This is a genomic window from Psychrobacter sp. TB55-MNA-CIBAN-0194, from assembly GCF_040309505.1.
In the GTDB taxonomy this organism is placed as follows: Bacteria; Pseudomonadota; Gammaproteobacteria; order Pseudomonadales; family Moraxellaceae; genus Psychrobacter; species Psychrobacter fozii.
Genome location: NZ_JBEOOW010000001.1, coordinates 22571 through 40490, shown reverse-complemented (window position 1 = coordinate 40490; position 17920 = coordinate 22571). Strand labels below are relative to the sequence as shown.

Here is a 17920-nt window from a genome sequence, read left to right as displayed (position 1 = left end):
CAGATCGATGTTTAAATATCGATCTGATTCAGCAGGTTATCGTTTATATTCAATACTATTTACTTGTTTTAACTTCTGTCACGTAGGTCGGTAGCTGCCAGGCCCCACCTGCTTCAATCATGCGGCACAGCCCAGTACTGCTCTGATGGCTTTTTTCAAACGATTTTCCCGTCCATATCCAGTCAGTCTTAGTTAAGCAGTCACCGATACCACGACCTTTTTGTACTGAAGTGACTATACCTTTATCGTAGTCAGTAGCGTTGGTCGTTACCAGTGTTGGATTGTAAGGTTTGGTGTCATTGATAACCCAGGCACCCGCCCCTGTATTATAAGCACTCGTCCAACAGTCATGCTGTGCTATTAGTTTTGAGCTGTTCAAGCGACTAACTCGCCATGGTGATTTATCTGACAAATTTGGGCAGTCATCATCGACATCTTTGATAGTGCCTTTCATCAGTGCGGCCAATTGCGACGACTTCATGACAAACTTTTTCTTATCATTCACGGCGGCATTCGGTTTAGGCGCGACAAAACGTAATGCGGGTGCCGCTTTAGGTGCTAACACACCACTATTAGGTTTAATCGCACTAGCATGATCAATGAAAGCGCTCGATGTTCCTACTCGCCCCTGTGCTTCGTCCGCTTTGAGCATAACGGCACTCGCGCCTTTATCAGATAGCTGCCAACGTGAGTTACGCAGCACCAGTTCGATATTGCTTGATTTGGTCAGTGCCTCTAACAGTGCGGTCACTTGTGTTTTAGTCAATTCGGCACTGCCTGCTGTGGCCGAAAACGGCTGAGTTTCACCGTAGTCTTTGTCATTAATAAATAATGATATACGGTGACGGTTACCCAGTTTCATCAAGGCTTTAGATGAGCTCTCTTTGGCACCGCCAATTTTTACTTTGCCATCCACGATCGCATTCGCACCTGCACGGCGTGTGAGTAATACAGATATAGGGAATTCGCTATTGTTTTCTGCTTGATAGCCTGCCAGCCGGCACGTACGGGTGTTATCACAAGCAACTTGCCAATCTTGGCTGGTCAGCTCAACGCCTGAATGTGCCATACTTGCTGTACTAAATAAAGTGGTGCTGATAGCAGCAAATAAAGATAATCGTATTTTATTTTTTATCATTAATAAGGGTGTCTTTTTTGTTTTTTTAGAATTAAGTCTTAGACGAGTGGTATCGTTCGGTTGTAAGTATGGAGAGACGTCTATATGTCGATGGTCCTGCGCGGCCTTGACCTGAGAATAGCAAACAGCAAAGCGATCACTGCTTGTTTGTAGTGATATACCCATCAGCTTATGGTTGTCATCATTCATAGTCATTACTCATCAATAGAAGTAGTACAAATATCTACCCATTAGGGCAGTGTCTGCTATCTTAACGTATCAATGTTTCTATCTGTTATACTAATGTACTATTATGTAAACGGGCAAGTATATGATTATTTTAATATAACCATATATAGATACAGAATAACTGTGAATTTGATGGCTATAAACATCTATAAAATAAGGCTGATAAGCAATCCACTTATCAGCCTTATTATTACGCTGTGTACTGCTCAACTATGGTTTAAGAACGCTAAAACGGTACAAGGCAGCCGACTTTAGATTGTACATATAGGAAGGCTAACGCCGTAGCAGTTTAGTCGTTCTCCAATTATAGCTAACCCATTGATTTTAATGGCAACTCTACAGCACGCTTAATCGCTGGTCGCTCAGCAATAGCCTCTGCCCAACGTTTTACGTGAGTATAATCATCTACTTGTAAAAACTCTGCTGCATCATAAAGCTTACCAAGCACTAGCTGACCATGCCATGACCAAATGAGCATATCCGCGATATTGTAATCCGTCTCATCATTACCACACATGTACTTGTTGTCTTTTAGATGGATATTAAGTACATCAAGCTGACGTTTGGCTTCCATCGTATAGCGGTTGATTGGGTACTCTAATGGTTCGGGTGCATAAGCATAGAAATGTCCAAAGCCGCCACCGAGAAACGGCGCACTACCCATCTGCCACATCACCCAAGACAGACAGTCGGCCCGCGATTTGCCAGCTGACAAAGGGATAAATTTGCCAAACTTTTCTGCTAAGTACATTAAGATGGCGCCAGACTCGAAGATAGCAATAGGCTCACCGTCGTTTCTGTTAGAATGATCGACCAAAGCTGGGATTTTTGAGTTGGGGTTTATTGTCACAAAGCCAGAGCCAAATTGCTCGCCCTCAGAAATGTCAACTTTATACGCATCGTACTCAGCGCCTTTGACACCAATTTCGGCCAGCTCTTCTAGTAGCATGTTTACCTTGACGCCATTCGGTGTATTCAGCGAATACAATTGTAGTGGCGCATTGCCTACTGGTAGCTCTTTGTTATAACGTGCGCCAGCTGTCGGGCTATTGATGTTGGCGAACTTACCACCGCTTTCTTTATCTTGCGTCCAAATTTTTGGTGGTACATATTTATTATTATCCTGACTCATAATTTATCCTATTATTTTCTGGTTGTGATAGAACTTACAGTAGCACATTCACCGCTATAGGGTTGAAAAGTGAAATAATCAGTAGAGTAACTGCCCACAAACTGGATGATATCAATACCATATTTTTGGTATGGGTTACCTGTGCCGATACTACCCGCTATATGAGCACCTTTCACATTACATTGATAGCCATCACGATTGCAGTGACATACTGTATTGTTCTTATAACCCAAATTCTTTATATCGGCGTTTATGATAGTGCTTTGTTGTGTGAGACCTTGCACTTGCGACCCTTTATGAGAGCTTACGTAAACAACTCCTACTATGTTGGTATTACGAGTATTGTTTATTTGCCATTTAATGGCCTCATAAGAGCTTAAGTATAATACTACCGGTTTGGAGATAGCAGGTATATCTAGCACGACAGCTTGATTATCCGCCTCATAAACACCAGCGTATAATGCTACAACATCTGGGTATCGCTGCTTGATGGTGGATAAAATTTGATTTGGGTCTTCAGGTTGATTAACATTCTCCATAGGACTGATATCCATTGCCACATCTGTTGTATGCCAGCCATTGCGGTACTCAACTTCGACAATATGATTACCAGCTGGTATATATACTTTTTGCATATCATCACCGCCTTTGTTGTCCTCAATGATAATATGTTTATCGATAAGCACCCGTGCCTCAGAGTGACTTTTACTAATCAAAACTTGATAAAACCCCGATTCAGGTACGCTTAACGAGCCTACCCAATATGCCATGAATTTTTCTGATGGTATATTTTTAAAGTCACTCCAACTATATTTTTTTGCCACTCCTGTGACGTGTTCTCTTTCTATTACCTTTGATGGATTGTCTGCATGCATATAAAAAACTTGATATCCCCGATGAGGAATACCATGATTGAGCTGATAAGTATCGTTCCACGTATTAAAGGCTAATGGGAAGTTATGTAAATGACTATCAAACGTGATGATATTATCGTCTTCAGCACCTGTTTCAATAGGCGGCAGAATGACTGTTTCAAGAAGGATATCGCTATCTTTTTCAATCTCAATATTGTCAGCTATGTCCGGAGTTACTTTAGGCATCTCTGAGTATCCATCACATGCATTTAAACTAAACATATTTAAAAAAGCCAGTTTTTTACCAGCTTCACTAAAGTCACCATCAAACAACTCCGAGATGGCTTCCTCCAATAAGTGCCGTTTAGTTTTTTGCGCATCCCTACAACCATCTGTCAGAATATGAGTACCGTTTACTGTATTGTCAGCAGAATAGCTGTCGTTGATGGTGGTTTCGGAGTTAGCAGTTTCATCATCACTGATCATTAATACTAAAAGTGTGACAACTATCAATGTTACAATGAGTGCAACGGACTGTCGTTTATACATATGATTACATACTCGAGAACAGCTACATCGTAGGATGTGAACGATATGACTATAGCTGTTATATTAATTTAGAAAAATTGTCGAGTAATAATTATACAAGATAATAACAAATGAAAGTGCGTAAAATGACTTTGTCTAAGGTCTGTTGAACATTTAAATTTCAATGTTCAACAGACCTTAATCTTACCGTTAGTTATTTTTTTATGGATGATTAGCATTAATTTCAGCCAATCTGGTTTCTACACTGCTCAAACATTATTAATTGAACATAATTTACTCCACATGCCCCATAACGCTTTCGACTAACAATCGACTAAAATATGATTTATGTCTACTATACTTAATAAAAATGAGTCTAAAATCACCCTGACTCCAACGCAAGATAAATACTTACCCTATGTGCTAGCAGTCGCGCTGTTCATGCAGATTTTGGACGCTACTATTTTAAATACGTCCTTACCGCAAATGGCACAGGCGTTGGGCGAGTCGCCACTGAAGATGCAATGGGCAGTGATCAGTTATGCCTTGACCTTGGCTATATTCATTCCTATCAGTGGTTTTTTGGCGGATAAATATGGCACACGTCGGGTATTTCTATCGGCCATCATCATTTTTTGTATTGGCTCTTTACTCTGTGCTGCCTCACCTACGCTAGATTTTTTGATTGGCTCACGCATCGTGCAGGGTATTGGCGGTGCGATGATGACGCCCGTTGCTCGTTTGATACTGGTTAAGTCTTATCCTCGCAACAAGCTCTTGACTGTGATGAACTTTGCGGTGATACCGGCATTGGTCGCGCCTTTGGTTGGCCCAGTATTGGGTGGTTATATCGTACAATATGCCAGCTGGCATTGGATATTTTTAATTAATATTCCGATGGGTATCATCGGTTTTATTATGGGCAAAAAACTCGTGCCTGCATTATTTGAGGATACTAAGCGTCTAGATTGGACAGGGTTTTTATTGTTTGCGGCAGCCGCTTGTGGGTTTACGTTGGCGGTAGAGTTCGGCTCACAGGTAGGACGAGAGCTTTATGGGTTATTCTGTGGTTTGGGTGCGGGACTGCTGATAGGTGCTTATATCTGGCATGCCAAAAAGCGGGATGCGCCACTGTTTCCTTTGAGCCTATTTGACATTCGTACCTTCCGCATTGGTATTACGGGTAACTTATTTACGCGACTCGGTATCAGTGCGGTTCCGTTCCTACTACCGCTACTATTACAGGTAGTGTTTGAGTACTCACCATCACAGGCGGGTTGGTTACTGGCCCCTATCGCTGTAGGTGCCATCGGTATCAAGCCATGGGTGAGTAAAATCATTCAGCGTTACAGCTATCGCACTGTTTTGGTTTACAACACCTTTTTTATGGGTTCGCTTATCATCGTATTGGCACAGTTCAATGACGCATCACAATGGCTGTGGTTCATACCCATCTTGACTGTCATGGGCGCTTGTAATTCTATGCAGTTCAGCGCAATGAATACCATTACTATTGGCGACCTTCATGGCACACAGACCAGTAGTGGCAACAGCCTAATGGCGGTCAATCAGCAATTGGCCATTAGCTTTGGTATCGCCTTTGGTGCAGCAGTACTTAATTTGCTGCGTGATAGGTTCGAGCTAGATACCTTGGCTGCATTCCAAACCACTTATTGGATACTTGGTATTTTAACCATTCTCTCAGGATTGTACTTTTTACGCCTAAAGCCTGAAGATGGTCGCGGTCTATATTAAAGAGTACCGGATAGAGTCTGTCAAATTTCAGACATAAAAATGCCAGCTCATGTTTTGGTTTATGACCAATCATAGGCTGGCAAGTTTAGAAAATATGATCTATTTATCTATCACATCATCTTATGGTGCGTCGTCATCACTCATTTGTGATTGGATGTATCGTTCCACCCCGACACTCTTAATCAAATCTTCTTGCGTGTCTAACCAGTCTTCGTACTCTTCGTTACCATCTTTTAAGATAACCAATAGCTGGCGAGATACATAGTCAGATTTTGTCTCACATAACGTGATGGCGTCCGTGATAATTGCAAATTTTTGTTTTTCTAAACGCAAATTACAGTCAATCATTTCAGGCACATCTTCAGCGATGAACATTTTGCCATAGTCTTGCAAATTCGGTAAACCGCCTAGCAATAAAATCCGTGCAATCAGATCATCAGACCATTTCATTTCGGCAATAGACTGCTTATAAAAGCTTTCATTAAGGGCTTCTAATCCCCAATGACGCGCAATACGAGCATGCAAAAAGTATTGATTAATCGCAATCAGTGACTGTCCAAGTACTTTGTTTAAGGCACGAATGACCTCTTTATCCCCTTTCATTATCTCTCTCCTTATTCATTTATTATTTAAGCTAAATATTATTCATCTAATTATCTAGGACATGCCCTAGCATAATATTAGATGAGATTAGGAGTGACTTCAGCCATTTGGCTTTGTAGATAATTGGGCAGGCCAATCATATCAATTAGGCGCAGTTGTTGCTCAAGCCAATGAGCATGGTCTTCTTCAGTGTCTTTTAGTTGTTCGACCAGCATCTCACGTGTGACATAGTCATGCTCTGCTTCACAGAGTGCAATACCATCCTTTAAGTGCTGCTGTACTTGATACTCTAAGTTAAGGTCAAGCTGAAGCATTTCGGGAACAGTCGCGCCTATGTTAATAGCATCAACCGTCATTTTAGGCGTGCCACTTAACATTAAGATACGGCGAATGATGGCTTGGGCATGCAGTGTTTCATCGGCCATCTCATGATGGATACGATCATACAACTTGCCATAATGCCACTCAGCATACATTTCTGAATGAATAAAATACTGATCACGAGCGGCAAGCTCACCACCTAATAAGAAATTCAAATAATCAATGACTTTTGGGCTACCTATCATAACTTATACTCCCCTATTTATACTTTACAACTCACAGTGCATTCATAATTACCCATATAAGGATAGTGTTATTAGCAAACTGAGTAGTAGATATCAAAACCAACAAAATGCCTTACAGCGTCAGACATATATAGTAGCATACCGGCTCTGATATCGCTTGTAACGTTAGGAACTAAGAATAAGATGCTAATTGAGAACAATAATTAGCTAGCGTCAATTCTGATTATTAGAGGTGCTTAAAATAGGTGTATTAGCGAAGTTATACGGACGCTTGCAACTTACCCTTTATATATAATAGTTAAAGCGTAAGTGAAGTCTGTTAGATACTTTGTGTGATGCTAAAGCGTATTCTTGATTTTAATATTAAAAGTCGATGCTGCTTAAACGGCGTAAGCTAAGACATCAAGTTTAGCATGGTGCTCTTCTAAGTAATCATTGACCATAGGTTCACAGCAGCCACAGCAAGTCGCTACATCAAGCGTGTCTTTTAAACCATCAAGCGTATCAATGCCTGAGGCAATAGCTGCTTTAATTTGCTTTTCTTTTACGTCATTGCAGATGCATACGTACATGAACTAACTCCTACGAATATCGCTATTCAATAACTACTGGCTAATCATTTTTACTGCTTGACCTATAATAACGATAACTATTATCATTTTCAATAGTATTTGATATATTTTAATGACAGCGAAGTTTTTTTAAAGGAAAGGTATAACTTGGCAAGAATATTGCAACAATTAATCTATGTAAGCGAATATAAATATTTATGTTATGATATAGATGAATGGTAGTAAATTTACGATAAACTGTAATTTAGCTTATTTTTTAATCGATTTTGTAGATAACTACTGCTATATTGACCATCTATCAACAATAACCCCATAGGGATTATTTTATGTCTGATAATAATTTTACGATACGACCAATTGAATTATTTAAAGTTCTATCCGATCCAACGCGTTTAAAAATATTTCAAATTCTTTTTAATAAACAATCACGTTGCGTGGGAGAGCTAGTAGAAATATTAGATCAACCTCAACCAACGATATCGCGTCATTTAAATCATTTGAAAAAATTAGGTATTTTGAACTGTGTACGTGATGGTACATGGATGTGGTATGAAGTTGCCGATGATTTACCAGAATGGTGCCAAGAGGTTTTAGAGATTACTTATAAGCAAATATCTGCCAATGATGTTGCACTACCAAAAGTAGGCTAAATGTGATTGGTATTAAGAAAATCTGAGGCATCGTTTAACATAAAAAAGACCTATTTATCATAGGTCTTTTTTATGTCTGCTAACAATGTGACTATGAGAATGTGGCTGTAATAATATAACTATAGCAATGTGTCTTTAGTAACGTGGCTTTAGCAATATGGCTATGCCATATTCAATTATGTCAGATCTAAAAACTCACTGATAAAGGCACTGGCTGGCTGGTGTATCAGCTCTTCTGATGTTCCTACCTGCTCCACTCGCCCTTGGTTCATGACAACAATCTCATCAGATACTGCGCGTGCTTCTTCTTGATCATGCGTGACCATGATACTGGTGATACCTAGCTCATGATGAATATTTTTCAACCAAGTGCGTAGCTCTTTTCGCACCTTGGCATCCAGTGCACCGAACGGCTCATCAAGCAATAATAGTTTTGGCTTGACCGCGAGTGCTCGTGCCAGTGCAATACGCTGACGCTGACCGCCTGATAGCTGATGTGGATAGGCATTGGCAATTTGTGGCAGCTGTACGAGCTCTAACAGCTCGGCCACACGCTTATTGATGTCAGCTTTGCTTGGTCGCTCATGCTTTGGTAGCAATGTCAGACCAAAAGCGACATTATCAGCGATGTTTTTGTGACGAAATAAGGCATAGTGCTGAAACATGAAGCCAATATGACGTTTTTGCACAGGCGTATTGGTCACATCTAGCTCATCAAACAATATTTGTCCTGAGTCGGCATATTCAAGACCAGCGATGATACGCAATAGCGTCGTTTTACCACAGCCTGAAGGCCCTAGTAAGGTGGTCAACTTGCCAGTAGGCACGGTGATATTGATATTGTCTAAAGCGGTAAAATTACCGAATTTTTTATTAACGCTGCGAATCTCGATGCTCATAATAGTATCTCTTATTATATTTTTTGTCGCGTGGTCCATACTCTATAAATTGGATACAGTGTCAGTCTCGCTTAGTCTACTATTTGTAGTACTGTCACTCGGCTTCTTCATACCTAAATTACATTGAACCAACTATATCGTGGCAGAGGGTCTAGACGACATTACTGCTTATTATTGCCTGCGCCATTCTCATCAGTGCTTATCTCATCAGTACTCAATGATAGCTCAGGTATGTTGGCCAGTCGCTCAGATTTAGCAAACTTGCGCTCTTGTAGCTTCGTCATGACTTGCTGAATAAGTAGCGTCACGAGAGCCAATGCAGCAAGCAAACTAGATAAGGCAAAAGCGGCGGTAAAGTTATAATCGTTATAAGCAATCTCAACCAATAGCGGCATGGTATTGGTCTCACCGCGAATGTGACCTGATACCACACTGACAGCACCAAACTCACCCATCGCCCGCGCATTGGTCAAAATCAAGCCATATAACAGTGCCCATTTTATATTTGGCAACGTCACGTGCCAGAAAGTCTGCCAACCAGTCGCGCCCAACGTCAATGCTGCCTGCTCTTCACTATCACCTTGAGTCTGCATCAGCGGTATTAGCTCACGTGCTACAAACGGAAAGGTGACAAATAACGTCGCTAAGACAATACCGGGAACGGCATAAATCACTTGGAAACCCATGCTTTCGAGCCAGCCACCAACCGTAGAATTGAGCCCGAACAGCAATATGAACATCAAACCTGCGACCACTGGTGATACTGAAAATGGTAAATCAAGTAACGTGGTGACCAACTGCTTACCTTTAAACTGATAGCGGGTGACCAACCATGCAATTGCGATGCCCATCACCATATTAATCGGCAAGACGATGGCAGCGGTAATTAGTGTCAGCTTAATGGCTTGCAACGCTTCAGGATCGACTAGCGATGCGATATATAGCTGCCAGCCACCTTTAAAGGCTTCATAGAACACCGCTAGCAACGGTATCACTAGCATTACAACCATGAATAGCACAGCGATACCGATAAAGGTACGGCGTATCCATGGCGTGTCTTTGGTTGCCGCGTTACTTTGGTAGTCGTAGCTGTTAGATATTTGCATGTTAGCGGGCTCCTACACGGCGCGACAGCTTCCACTGCACAATATTAATGGTTAATAAAATCACAAATGAGATGAGTAGCATAAATAGCGCGACCGCAGAGGCGCCTTGAATGTCAAACTGCTCAAGCTTACTGATAATAATCAGTGGTAAAATCTCAGACTGCATTGGAATATTGCCCGCGATAAAAATAACTGAGCCATACTCACCAGTGGCACGAGCAAACATCATACCTGCACCCATCAATAATGCTGGTAGCAACTCTGGCAAAATTACTTTACGGAAGGTGGTGAAACGATTGGCACCCAATACAGCTGCCGCTTCTTCAAACTCGACCGATAGCTCAGCGAGTACTGGCTGCACAGCACGGACGATAAAGGGGAAGCTGACCACGACCAAGGCCAACCAGATACCTATCGGAGTAAAGGCTACCTGAATATCGAATTTGGCAAACCACTGCCCCATCAGACCATTAGGCGCATACAGCGTGGCAAGCGAGATACCAGTGACAGCCGTTGGCAAAGCAAATGGTAAATCAACCAAGGCATTGATCAAGGACTTGCCCCAGAACTCATAACGTACCAACACCCAAGCGACCAATGTACCGAACACCATATTGGTGAGCATCGCTAAAAAGGACATCCATAAGCTCAGCTTGATAGCAGCAGTCACTTGCGGTTGGCTGATGGTTTCCCAAAACCCGGTCCAACCCATCTGCGTGGTCGTATAGGCCATCATGGCAAACGGCAGCACCACCAATAGCGATAAGCTAAAAACAGTAATGCCCATGCTTAGCCCAAACCCTGGCAGCACATTGCGTTGACGCAAGCGTGTCAGCCAGCCTTTCTTAGGAAGGGGTTTGCTGGTAGAAGATGTGGGTGCACTCATAGTGATATCCTGTTGCCCAACTGATGGTACTTATCGTAAGACCATGTTATATCGAACTTATTATTAGTATGCTTACGGTATAAAGGACATAGTGCGTACGACCATGTCCTTTATGGAATTTCTTATGAATGACTACATCACCTGATTTATAGCAAAGTAATCACCTTTACTAAATGGTTACTCAGCGATCATTCTTATCTTAGTCGTTTGCTACTGTGGTGCATTGATGGCCAGTTGATCAAATACGCCACCATCGCTGAAGTATGTACCCATGATGTCATCCCATGAACCAAAGGCATCATTCGGGCGGAACGTTTCAACTGGTGGTAATTTATCACCATTTTTATCAAGCACGCTTTGCACGCTAGGACGTAGATATAGATTGGCGGCTAACTGTTGAGCCGGCTCGCTCCATAAGTAGTCCAAATAAGCTTTTGCTGCGTCCGTTGTGCCTTTTTTATCAGTTACTGATTTGACAATCGCCACTGGGCTTTCTGATTTAATCGAGTATTTTGGATAAACGATATCGACTTGACCAGCGCCAAAATCAGTTGCTGCAAGGTTTGCTTCGTTTTCAAAAGTAACCAAAACGTCACCGATGCCACGCTGAACGAATGTAGTCGTTGCAGCACGTCCACCATTCTCATAAACTTTGACGTTTTTGAGCATGTCTTTGACGTAGCCTTTAGCCTTGGTTTCATCTTGATTAAAAGCATGCAGACCATAACCATAAGCACCTAAGAATGCATAACGACCATTACCCGTGACTTTCGGGTTTGCCATCACAATCTCAAGACCGTCTTTGGTCAAGTCTTCCCAATCATTAATGCCTTTTGGGTTGCCTTTACGTACCAAAAATACGATGGTGCTGGTGAAAGGTACGGCGTTGTCAGGGAATTTGCTTTCCCAATCTGATTCAACCAAGCCTTTTTTCTCAAGCAGCTCAATATCAGACCCTTGGTTCATAGTGGCAACGTCTGCTTGTAGACCGTTAGCGACAGACAGTGCCTGTTTGCTTGAGCCACCATGTGACTGTTTGATTAGGATGTTACTGTTTGGGTTTTCAGCTTTGTAATGCTCAACGAATAATGGGTTGTAGTCTTTATAAAAGTCACGTGCCACATCATAAGAGACATTTAGCAACTCGATATCTTGAGTGTCTGTTGCTGCGCTACCACTTGCATCTGTCTGCTCGCTGTTGCTACAGCCGACCAGACCCAAAGTTAATGCAACACCGGCAATACTTAAGACGTTCAGTGTTTTACTTTTTTGTTGATAGCGCACAGCGTATGTCATAAATCCCTCAAAGATATCTGTTAAGTAATGCAAGTATGCTAACAGCGCCATCTTATTATGTTTAATGATGAATATGCGTATGTTATTGCCAAAACGGAATAACAAGAGAGTAACGTTAAACTTATCAATCAGTTGGCAAAATCCTACTAGAAGAGCCTCGTTTATAGAGACTCAAAAGCGGATACGATTGAAGGTATTTTTTATCTGATAGCTGGCAAGTTATGCATGATTTTATAGATTACTTTACAGACTACTTTTTCACACTTGCCAGCTGATCGAATCGTCCACCATCGACAAAGAACGTATCCATAATCTGCGTCCAAGCACCAAAGACAGCCACTGGTTCAAAAGTCGTGATCTCAGGCAATGTGTCTCTATGAGCAGCAAGCACTTCTGCATTACTAGGGCGCATATACATCTCTGCCATGAGCTGCTGAGCAGGCACGTCCCACAGACCTTGTAAGTAAGCACTTGCAGCATCTGTCTTACCGCTCTTATCCGTAACGGCTGTGACGACCGCCACTGGATTAGCAATCACAATAGAGTAGCTTGGATAAACGATATCAACTTTTCCTTTAGCAAATTCCTTGGCAGCCAAATGTGCTTCATTTTCAGTTGTGATGAGCACATCCCCTAACCCGCGCTGGGTAAAGCTGGTCGTCGCCGCACGCGCACCATTGTCATAAGTGACCACGTTTGCCAATAGTTTTTTGATAAAGTCATCGGTTTTGGTAGGCGTTTCCACGTTTTCTTTGAATTGATGCAGACCGTAGCCATAAGCACCTAAAAAGGCATAGCGCGCTGTGCCACTGGTTTTTGGGTTTGGTATGACCACATCGATATCATTGCGTGCCAAGTCCGACCAGTCTTTGATGTTTTTCGGGTTACCGCTACGTACCAATAGCACCATGGTACTGGTATAAGGCACCGCATTATTCGGGAATGCCTGCTTCCAATCAGTGGCTACTAGCCCTTTTTCTACCAACAAGTTCATATCGCTTTCTTGATTTAAGGTTGCCACATCTGCTTGCAAACCATTGGCAATAGACAGTGCTTGCTTACTTGATCCGCCATGTGACTGATTAACTTTAATCTTGCTACCTGGATGCTCTTTTTGATAACTTGCACTGAATAGAGTGTTGTAGTCTTTATAAAAATCGCGAGACACATCATAGGAGACATTCAATAAGCTAATATCTTTCGAGCCTCCCGCTGTCGATGTGTCTTGCGATGTAGATTCATTAGAGTTACAACCTGCTATGAGCACCGTAACGGCCAGTACGCTACCAACTTTTAAGGTGATATTAGACAGTTTTGATTGTATGGCTGATTGCATGATTTTCTTCTTAATAGATGGTTGGGCGTTGGCAAAATAGTGGGCACTTTATTATTAATATTGCAGCCCAACGTATTTCGAAAATCACCCTATGGATAATAAAAGATATGCTAGCAGTTTGTGTACCGGACTCTTAGTGACGAATTCGCTTATCGAGTGGTTAACTTGGCATAAGCAACTTTTTCGATTGCCTTTAACTACCTGTTTTTACTTGATTTTATAAAAAACCATAAGGATATGGGTTTTCTGACTAAGACTTCATAAAAAAGGGACCAAACGATAATCGTATGATCCCTTCCTTTAAATATAGCTTTTTGGATATCGTTAGATACCGTAGTCAGTCAGATGCTGTTATATATTCGGTTCAATATAATTTGGATACAAGGAAAGCGAGTAAAAGTACTACAAGTCGTAGACTAAGCGAGCCTGACACCGTATCCAGTTTATAGAGGATTGACTATACCGCAGAAGCACCGGTCAATTTAACTTCAGCACGCTCTTCTTTTGCGATACCTGCATAGTAATCACGCAATATTTGTAGCACTTCTGGGCGACTGAAGTTTTCTGGCACCACTTCGTCTTCTGATAGTGCTTTACGTAGCTTTGTTCCAGATACTTTGACATGCTCAGAGGCGTCATGCGGGCAAGTTTTGTCTGATGCCATCGCATTACAAGCGTTACACCAGAACGTCCAGCCAATTTTTAATGGTTGAGTAATGAGGTCATCTTTACCCACGTGATCAAAGATGGTCTGAGCATCAAAAGCACCATAATAATCACCAACACCCGCATGGTCACGGCCCACAATCAGATGGCTACAGCCATAGTTTTGACGGAATAGCGCATGTAACAACGCTTCACGTGGGCCTGCATAGCGCATATCTAGCGGATAACCGGCTTGAATCACAGTATCTTGTCTAAAGTAATTATCAATCAAAGTTTTGATCGCTTCTTGACGGACGTCTGCTGGGATATCACCGGGCTTCAATGCGCCCAATAATGAGTGAATCAATACGCCGTCACAAATCTCGATGGCAATCTTGGCAAGATATTCGTGTGAGCGGTGCATTGGGTTACGTGTTTGGAATGCCGCAACAGTTTTCCAGCCTTTGGCATCCAATATTTCACGCGTTTCAGCGGGCGTTTTATAAATCTCTGGATATAGTGTTGGGAACTCGCCTTCGCTTAATACTTCTACACTACCTGCGATATTGACGTCATCTTGACTCAAGACTTGTTGTACGCCTGGATGCTCGCTATCAGTCGTCGTAAAGACTTGCTGGCACTCATGGTTTTTATCGATGGTATAGGTTTCTTCTACCGTCAAGATGCCCATGACTTCACCGTCTTCGGCGACCAATGCAACTTTGTCACCTTGGCTTAAGCTATCGGCAGTGGCTTTAGGTGCTGACAAGGTAATAGGAATCGGCCAAAACAAGCCTGCGTTGTCACCGCTTTGCAAGCGCATATTGTCTACCACACCTTGCCAATCCGCTTGATTCATAAAGCCGTTCAGCGGGGTAAATCCGCCGATACCGAACATAATCAAATCGCCGCGCTCACGAGAGCTTAAGGTAATGGTCGGTAATGAGCTGGCAAGTGTCAGCGCTTCGCTGCGAGCGTCACCGTTTAATAATAGTGGTTTGAGTACATCGCTGCCATGTGGAGGAACGAGTTGCGATGGCTTTTGATTAGAGATAGTAGATGTCATAGTAATTTTAAAACCTCAATGTATAGAAAAAAGAGTTGAATAACAGCAAGTGAATGGCTTAAAAGGCAATTTTATGAATAAGATGCTAACGATCTTCAGTCAAAATCATGCATTACCAGATATTAAATTTTAGGGGTTAAATTTGATAAGCATAGGCTACCTAACTTTCGTTATGAAAATTTATGCTGTGTTTGGATATGTATATGTCTTAAAGGAATTTATGTTTTGAAGCACAAGCTTATATGATGTAAAGCTGAACGGTACACATTGCGATCGACAACAAAATATATTACACACGCAAATCATTTTCGTCGCTGCTTTTAAGTCTAAAAACAAATTTGAGATTACGTCATGTATCAATATAACTACGCTGACCAAAACTTAGTAGAGGAACGAGTCGCCCAGTTTCGCGACCAAACCGAACGGTTTTTGGCGGGTGAGCTGCCAGAAGAACAGTTTTTGCCACTGCGTTTGCAGAATGGTCTTTATATTCAGCGTTATGCGCCGATGTTACGTATTGCTATTCCTTACGGCCTACTAGCCAGCTATCAACTGCGTAAATTGGCAGAGATTACCCGTAAATACGATAAGGGTTACGGACACTTCACGACCCGTACCAATATCCAGTTGAATTGGCCAAAACTTGAAGAAGTGCCAGACATATTGGCGGAGCTGGCATCCGTACAGATGCATGCCATTCAAACGTCGGGCAACTGTATTCGTAACACGACTACCGATCCTTATGCCGGTATTCATCAAGAAGAGATTGCGGATCCACGCCCTTATTGCGAGATTATCCGTCAGTGGTCTACCTTTCATCCTGAATTTGCTTTTTTACCGCGTAAATTTAAGATTGCTGTCGTTGGTACTGCCAATGACCGCGCGGCGACGCAAGTACATGATGTTGGATTGCATGTAAAAACCAATGACGAAGGCGAGATTGGTTTTGAAGTATTGGTGGGTGGCGGTCTTGGCCGTACACCAGTGATTGGTAAAGTAATTAACGAATTCTTGCCACGTCAGCATTTACTTAGCTATCTAGACGCTATTTTGCGCGTTTATAACCTGCATGGTCGCCGTGACAATAAATACAAAGCGCGTATCAAGATATTGGTCGAGAGCATGGGCGGTCCAGCCTTTGCTAAATTGGTCGATGCTGAGTGGGAAGCCCATACCAAAGACGGTCCACTGACGCTAACCGATGCAAACTTTGACACGGCTATTGGCTTCTTTAGTGAGCCTGATTATGTTGGTTTTGATGCGCTACAAGTACAGTCTGACTTGCAACAGCAACTCAATGCGAATAAAGATTTTGCCGATTGGTATAACCAAAATACAGTCGCGCATAAAATAGCAGGCTATCGCGCCGTCGTAATTTCTCTGAAAGCAGGCTTGGTCGACGGAACCTACGTACCATCTGGTGATGTCAGCGAATCACAAATGGATGCTCTCGCTGATCTGTCAGACAAATATAGCTTTGGTGAATTGCGTGGTACTTATCAGCAAAATCTCGTCTTCTCTGATGTGCAAACCAATCAGCTATATGAGCTATGGGAACAGTTGGCTGAACTGCATTTAGCACGCGCCAACATAAACACGCTAACCGATATGATTGTTTGCCCAGGTTGGGACTATTGCTCACTCGCCAATGCCACAACTCACAATATCGCTGAGCAAATCGAGAAGCAATTTGATGATCTCGACTACCTTTATGACTTGGGTGAAATCCGCCTAAATATGTCTGGTTGCATGAATGCCTGTGCTCATCACCATACCGGTGATATCGGTATCCTTGGTGTTGATAAAAAGGGTGAGCATTGGTACCAAATCAGCCTAGGTGGTAACTCTAGCAACGATGCCAAAGTCGGTAAAATATTGGGTAAAGCAGTACCAGCCGAAGATGTGGCGATCACCCTACAAAAAATACTGGACGTCTATTTAGAGCAGCGCGTGAGCAATGAGAACGACGTAGAAGCCTTTAGTGACTTGGTCAATCGCGTTGGCGTGGCACCTTTTAAGGAGAAGGTCTATGGGTAATCATCACGTATTAAATAGCGATGGTATCGATATCAGTCAGACCGATACGTGGCTAGCGCTCACCACTAATGAGCTACCAGGAGGTATTGCCCTAACCCACACATCACTACTTGAGCTATTGCATAAGTCAGAAAAAACAGATGTGCTGTTGCCACTTGATGATTTGTTAGACGCTACAGGCAAGATTGCTGGCGGACTATTACAACAAGTACGTGAGTTGCTGTCCCAACACACTAGCCGTACAGGCGTTTGGGTGACATCGGACAGTGACACGGATGTATTAGTTGGTTTATCAGAGTTTTTATTACAGCAAGACTTAATTGTCATTCATGTGCCATTGTTTGTCGATGGTCGCGGCTTCAGTTTTGCGCAGACGTTACGCCAAATGGGTTACGAAGGTGAGATTCGCATGGCTGGCAAGTTTGGCCGTGATCAAATCGCTTATCTGCTACGTTCTGGTGCAGATAGCTTTGTGCTCAGTGAGCATGATATGCAATCAATTTCTGATATTGGTCAAGCATTCAACGCGCTTGCCAGTAGCTACGATGGTCGAAATGCTGCTGCATTACCGATGTTTGCTAACGTTTAATTTACCATTCATTATTTATTTAACTTTTATTAAA

16 protein-coding genes are annotated in these 17920 nt (G+C 42.4%); 4 read left to right on the top strand and 12 right to left on the bottom strand.

Translation table 11 applies throughout. The features are described from left to right. Positions 1-55: 55 nt before the first annotated feature. From AAEY75_RS00145 to AAEY75_RS00135, 3 genes are all read right to left on the bottom strand, one after another. Positions 56-1327, bottom strand: coding sequence for a DUF1176 domain-containing protein (locus tag AAEY75_RS00145; RefSeq protein WP_352257595.1), 1272 nt, complete (start codon positions 1325-1327; stop codon positions 56-58). A gap of 349 nt (positions 1328-1676) precedes the next feature. Continuing rightward, the gene (yghU, locus tag AAEY75_RS00140) at positions 1677-2498 is read right to left on the bottom strand and encodes a glutathione-dependent disulfide-bond oxidoreductase (RefSeq protein WP_197217292.1); all 822 of its coding nucleotides are present in this window, start codon (positions 2496-2498) and stop codon (positions 1677-1679) included. Positions 2499-2509: 11 nt separating this feature from the next. Next, a complete protein-coding gene (locus tag AAEY75_RS00135; RefSeq protein ID WP_197217294.1) occupies positions 2510-3901 on the bottom strand; it encodes a hypothetical protein in 1392 nt (463 codons plus the stop codon). A gap of 327 nt (positions 3902-4228) precedes the next feature. On the opposite strand from AAEY75_RS00135, the gene AAEY75_RS00130 reads away from it, so the two are divergent. Next, entirely contained in the window at positions 4229-5635 is a 1407-nt protein-coding gene (locus tag AAEY75_RS00130) for a DHA2 family efflux MFS transporter permease subunit (RefSeq protein WP_352257592.1), read from the top strand. A gap of 120 nt (positions 5636-5755) precedes the next feature. On the opposite strand, the gene bfr (AAEY75_RS00125) is transcribed toward AAEY75_RS00130, so the two are convergent. From bfr (AAEY75_RS00125) to AAEY75_RS00115, 3 genes are all read right to left on the bottom strand, one after another. Next, positions 5756-6238: a bacterioferritin gene (bfr, locus tag AAEY75_RS00125; RefSeq protein WP_197101164.1), complete on the bottom strand. Its 483-nt coding sequence runs from the start codon at positions 6236-6238 to the stop codon at positions 5756-5758. A gap of 77 nt (positions 6239-6315) precedes the next feature. Then, entirely contained in the window at positions 6316-6804 is a 489-nt protein-coding gene (gene bfr / locus AAEY75_RS00120) for a bacterioferritin (protein ID WP_110923491.1), read from the bottom strand. Positions 6805-7184: 380 nt separating this feature from the next. After that, a complete protein-coding gene (locus AAEY75_RS00115; protein WP_110923492.1) occupies positions 7185-7376 on the bottom strand; it encodes a (2Fe-2S)-binding protein in 192 nt (63 codons plus the stop codon). Between the two features lie 326 nt (positions 7377-7702). On the opposite strand from AAEY75_RS00115, the gene AAEY75_RS00110 reads away from it, so the two are divergent. After that, positions 7703-8026, top strand: a complete 324-nt coding sequence (locus tag AAEY75_RS00110) for an ArsR/SmtB family transcription factor (RefSeq protein ID WP_352257589.1) — start codon at positions 7703-7705, stop codon at positions 8024-8026. A gap of 176 nt (positions 8027-8202) precedes the next feature. On the opposite strand, the gene AAEY75_RS00105 is transcribed toward AAEY75_RS00110, so the two are convergent. The 6 genes from AAEY75_RS00105 to sat form a co-directional block, all read right to left on the bottom strand. Next, on the bottom strand, positions 8203-8925 hold the full coding sequence (locus AAEY75_RS00105) for a sulfate/molybdate ABC transporter ATP-binding protein (RefSeq protein ID WP_194196572.1): 723 nt from the start codon (positions 8923-8925) through the stop codon (positions 8203-8205). Between the two features lie 161 nt (positions 8926-9086). After that, positions 9087-10031 (bottom strand): sulfate ABC transporter permease subunit CysW, encoded by a 945-nt coding sequence (gene cysW, locus AAEY75_RS00100; protein ID WP_197101168.1) that lies wholly within the window; start codon positions 10029-10031, stop codon positions 9087-9089. Between the two features lies 1 nt (position 10032). Further along, positions 10033-10917 carry a sulfate ABC transporter permease subunit CysT gene (gene cysT, locus AAEY75_RS00095; RefSeq protein WP_110923496.1) on the bottom strand — a complete coding sequence of 295 codons (885 nt, stop codon included), beginning with the start codon at positions 10915-10917 and terminating at the stop codon, positions 10033-10035. A gap of 210 nt (positions 10918-11127) precedes the next feature. After that, complete coding sequence (locus AAEY75_RS00090; RefSeq protein WP_352257586.1) at positions 11128-12213, bottom strand: sulfate ABC transporter substrate-binding protein; 1086 nt, start codon at positions 12211-12213, stop codon at positions 11128-11130. A 250-nt stretch (positions 12214-12463) separates the two neighbouring features. Then, the gene (locus AAEY75_RS00085) at positions 12464-13549 is read right to left on the bottom strand and encodes a sulfate ABC transporter substrate-binding protein (protein WP_352257584.1); all 1086 of its coding nucleotides are present in this window, start codon (positions 13547-13549) and stop codon (positions 12464-12466) included. 457 nt (positions 13550-14006) lie between these two features. Then, positions 14007-15260: a sulfate adenylyltransferase gene (sat, locus tag AAEY75_RS00080; RefSeq protein ID WP_352257582.1), complete on the bottom strand. Its 1254-nt coding sequence runs from the start codon at positions 15258-15260 to the stop codon at positions 14007-14009. 351 nt (positions 15261-15611) lie between these two features. Here sat and AAEY75_RS00075 point away from each other — a divergent pair, with 351 nt between their 5' ends. Both AAEY75_RS00075 and AAEY75_RS00070 read left to right on the top strand, forming a co-directional pair. Continuing rightward, positions 15612-17297, top strand: coding sequence for a nitrite/sulfite reductase (locus AAEY75_RS00075; RefSeq protein WP_352257580.1), 1686 nt, complete (start codon positions 15612-15614; stop codon positions 17295-17297). Further along, positions 17290-17886 carry a DUF934 domain-containing protein gene (locus AAEY75_RS00070; RefSeq protein ID WP_197217302.1) on the top strand — a complete coding sequence of 199 codons (597 nt, stop codon included), beginning with the start codon at positions 17290-17292 and terminating at the stop codon, positions 17884-17886. The genes AAEY75_RS00075 and AAEY75_RS00070 overlap by 8 nt, the downstream gene beginning before the upstream one ends. The last annotated feature ends 34 nt before the right edge of the window (positions 17887-17920 follow it).

What these genes read in the sequence shown, in the direction of transcription:
- AAEY75_RS00145 (WP_352257595.1), bottom strand. Translation starts at nt 1,327, where the DNA reads ATGAATGATGACAACCATAAGCTGATGGGTATATCACTACAAACAAGC.
- yghU (WP_197217292.1), bottom strand. Translation starts at nt 2,498, where the DNA reads ATGAGTCAGGATAATAATAAATATGTACCACCAAAAATTTGGACGCAA.
- AAEY75_RS00135 (WP_197217294.1), bottom strand. Translation starts at nt 3,901, where the DNA reads ATGTATAAACGACAGTCCGTTGCACTCATTGTAACATTGATAGTTGTC.
- AAEY75_RS00130 (WP_352257592.1), top strand. Translation starts at nt 4,229, where the DNA reads ATGTCTACTATACTTAATAAAAATGAGTCTAAAATCACCCTGACTCCA.
- bfr (WP_197101164.1), bottom strand. Translation starts at nt 6,238, where the DNA reads ATGAAAGGGGATAAAGAGGTCATTCGTGCCTTAAACAAAGTACTTGGA.
- bfr (WP_110923491.1), bottom strand. Translation starts at nt 6,804, where the DNA reads ATGATAGGTAGCCCAAAAGTCATTGATTATTTGAATTTCTTATTAGGT.
- AAEY75_RS00115 (WP_110923492.1), bottom strand. Translation starts at nt 7,376, where the DNA reads ATGTACGTATGCATCTGCAATGACGTAAAAGAAAAGCAAATTAAAGCA.
- AAEY75_RS00110 (WP_352257589.1), top strand. Translation starts at nt 7,703, where the DNA reads ATGTCTGATAATAATTTTACGATACGACCAATTGAATTATTTAAAGTT.
- AAEY75_RS00105 (WP_194196572.1), bottom strand. Translation starts at nt 8,925, where the DNA reads ATGAGCATCGAGATTCGCAGCGTTAATAAAAAATTCGGTAATTTTACC.
- cysW (WP_197101168.1), bottom strand. Translation starts at nt 10,031, where the DNA reads ATGCAAATATCTAACAGCTACGACTACCAAAGTAACGCGGCAACCAAA.
- cysT (WP_110923496.1), bottom strand. Translation starts at nt 10,917, where the DNA reads ATGAGTGCACCCACATCTTCTACCAGCAAACCCCTTCCTAAGAAAGGC.
- AAEY75_RS00090 (WP_352257586.1), bottom strand. Translation starts at nt 12,213, where the DNA reads ATGACATACGCTGTGCGCTATCAACAAAAAAGTAAAACACTGAACGTC.
- AAEY75_RS00085 (WP_352257584.1), bottom strand. Translation starts at nt 13,549, where the DNA reads ATGCAATCAGCCATACAATCAAAACTGTCTAATATCACCTTAAAAGTT.
- sat (WP_352257582.1), bottom strand. Translation starts at nt 15,260, where the DNA reads ATGACATCTACTATCTCTAATCAAAAGCCATCGCAACTCGTTCCTCCA.
- AAEY75_RS00075 (WP_352257580.1), top strand. Translation starts at nt 15,612, where the DNA reads ATGTATCAATATAACTACGCTGACCAAAACTTAGTAGAGGAACGAGTC.
- AAEY75_RS00070 (WP_197217302.1), top strand. Translation starts at nt 17,290, where the DNA reads ATGGGTAATCATCACGTATTAAATAGCGATGGTATCGATATCAGTCAG.